Source organism: Kitasatospora sp. NPDC057512 (assembly GCF_042802135.1).
Taxonomy (GTDB): domain Bacteria; phylum Actinomycetota; class Actinomycetes; order Streptomycetales; family Streptomycetaceae; genus Kitasatospora.
Window position 1 is genome coordinate 1 of sequence record NZ_JBHVET010001056.1, and the last position, 2,176, is coordinate 2,176.

At 74.3% G+C, this 2,176-nt stretch carries 3 protein-coding genes; all 3 read left to right on the forward strand.

Features of this window, described 5'->3' with window-relative positions:
* The first annotated feature begins 95 nt into the window (after window positions 1-95).
* The 3 genes from ACFU6K_RS37510 (at window position 96) to ACFU6K_RS37520 (ending at window position 2,164) form a co-directional block, all read left to right on the forward strand.
* The gene (locus ACFU6K_RS37510; protein WP_380670907.1) at window positions 96-656 is read left to right on the forward strand and encodes a YcxB family protein; all 561 of its coding nucleotides are present in this window, start codon (window positions 96-98) and stop codon (window positions 654-656) included.
* Between the two features lie 76 nt (window positions 657-732).
* Window positions 733-1,317, forward strand: a complete 585-nt coding sequence (locus tag ACFU6K_RS37515) for a PadR family transcriptional regulator (RefSeq protein WP_380670909.1) — start codon at window positions 733-735, stop codon at window positions 1,315-1,317.
* A 91-nt stretch (window positions 1,318-1,408) separates the two neighbouring features.
* The gene (locus ACFU6K_RS37520) at window positions 1,409-2,164 is read left to right on the forward strand and encodes a hypothetical protein (protein WP_380670911.1); all 756 of its coding nucleotides are present in this window, start codon (window positions 1,409-1,411) and stop codon (window positions 2,162-2,164) included.
* The last annotated feature ends 12 nt before the right edge of the window (window positions 2,165-2,176 follow it).

Consider the following 2,176-nt stretch of genomic DNA (forward strand, 5'->3'; position numbering starts at 1 on the left):
GTTGCTAGTATCCGCAGGTCACAGCGCGGGGTGCGGCGCGGGTCGCAGTGCGCAGTGCGCAGGCCGCAGAGCGGATCACAGGGGAGAGCAGACCGATGGACGAACGGGTCGAGACGGCGTACGCGCCGGTGGCGGGCGAACCGGCGGCGGACGAGCGAATCGAGTTGGCGTACACGCCCACGGTGGAGGACTTCCGGGAGGCCCTGGCCGCCCGGGCCCGGGCGACGCGTGCGGGCCGCCGCCAGCGGATGCTCCTGTACGTGCTCGTCGTGTGCGGCCCGCTCATCGCCGCGCTCGACCTCTCCACCGGCAAGGGCATCGGCTTCCCACCGGTGATCATGGTGCTCGCCGCGCTGGCCCTGCTCTTCTGGGTGCCCCGGCTGCAGGCGGGCCAGTTCCACAAGATGACCGCCGACAAGGGCGAGTTCACCGCCACCGTGGAAGCGTCCGGCGTGACCATCGCCAACCGCCACTCCACCAGCACCCTGACCTGGCAGGCGGTCCCGCAGCACGTGGAGACCCCGCGGCTGTTCGTCCTGCTGAGCGGCGACAAGAACAACGCCTGCCTGGCCGTCCTGCCCAAGCGCGGCACCGCCGACCCCGACCGGCTGCGCGCCGTGCTCGCCCGGCACGCCCCCGCGTCCACCCGGGGCTGAGCCCGGCCCGCCCCGCGGCCCGTACCCCGCCTGCTCCCCGTCCGTCCCGCTGCCCGCTCCCCGTACGATCGACGGCATGTCGCTGCCGCACGCCATCCTCACCGCCCTGCTGGAGAAACCGTCCTCGGGGCTGGAGCTGACCAGGCGGTTCGACAGGTCGATCGGCTTCTTCTGGCCCGCCACCCACCAGCAGATCTACCGCGAACTGGGCCGGCTGGAGGCCTCCGGACACATCCGGGCCCTCCGGCCGGAGGCGCCGGTGCGCGGGCAGAAGAAGGAGTACGAGGTGCTCCCGGAGGGCCGCGCCGAACTGGCCCGCTGGACCGCCGAGGGCGCCGCTCCGCGCGCCGTCCGGGAGCCCCTGCTGCTGCGGCTGCGGGCGGCCGCGGTGGTCGGCACGGACGGCCTGGCGGCCGAGCTGGAACGCCATCTCGCCCTGCACCGCGAGCAGTTGGCCGACTACCGGGAGATCGAGCGGCGCGACTTCCCGGCCGAGCGGGCGGACGAGGAGAACCGGCTCCAACACGCGGTGCTCCGGGCCGGCATCGGACTGGAGACCTTCTGGGTGCAGTGGCTCGCCGAGACCCTCGACACCCTGCCGGCCGGCCCCGCCCGCCCCGCCGGCCTCTCCGCCACTTCTGAGCCCTCCGACCGGCCCTGACCTGCGCCGATCCCCGCCCGCGCGCCCGGCCCCGCCCCCGGTGGGACACTGGTGGCCTGTCCCTTCCCGAACTCTCGACCGGGGGACCCGTATGTCTCTGACCAGGCCCTTCCACGCCCTCACCGCCGCGGCCGTCGTCGTGGCGGTCGCCCTGGGCCCGGCCGCCCTTCCGGCGTCCGCCGCAACCGCCCAGCCACTGCCCTCCGCCGACCAGCTGAAGTCGGCCCTGCTGACCGCGGCCGACCTCGGCCCCGGCTGGACCGAGACCCCGGTGACCCAGAGCCCCAGCGCCAGCCCCGGCCCCAGCGAGAGCCCGTCGTCCCCGGTGACCGGCTGCGCCGCGCTCAGCGCCCTGATCAACATGTACGTCACCCGGCCGGGCGCGGCGATCCCGCGCGCCGAGACCGAACTCGACGGCCCGAACGGCAACCCGATGGTCACCCAGGCCCTCGCGGCCGAGCCGTCCGACCGGCTCGCCACCGACTTCAACTCCGCCGTCGACGCCCTGAAGACCTGCCACACCATCACCTTCAACGCCGGCCCCAGTGACACCGTGACCTTCACCGTCAGCCCGGTCACCCTCGGCGACCGCAAGGACGCCCCCGCCGTCCACCTCGACGGCACCCTGGCCGGCGTCCGACTCAACGGCTACGTCGGCATCGAACGCTTCGGCACGGTGGCCATGGCCTTCGGCTACTTCGAACGCCAGGGCACCAACGAACAGGCCGCCTCCATGGAGTACCGCACCGCCGTCGCCAAGGTCGAACGCACCCTCGGCGCCAAGGCCGGCAGCACCACCGCCCCCACGGCCGCCCCCGCCACCCCCACCGAGGGCCGACGCGTCTGACCCGCCCCACCC

What these genes read in the sequence shown, in the direction of transcription:
- ACFU6K_RS37520 (WP_380670911.1), top strand. Translation starts at nt 1,409, where the DNA reads ATGTCTCTGACCAGGCCCTTCCACGCCCTCACCGCCGCGGCCGTCGTC.
- ACFU6K_RS37510 (WP_380670907.1), top strand. Translation starts at nt 96, where the DNA reads ATGGACGAACGGGTCGAGACGGCGTACGCGCCGGTGGCGGGCGAACCG.
- ACFU6K_RS37515 (WP_380670909.1), top strand. Translation starts at nt 733, where the DNA reads ATGTCGCTGCCGCACGCCATCCTCACCGCCCTGCTGGAGAAACCGTCC.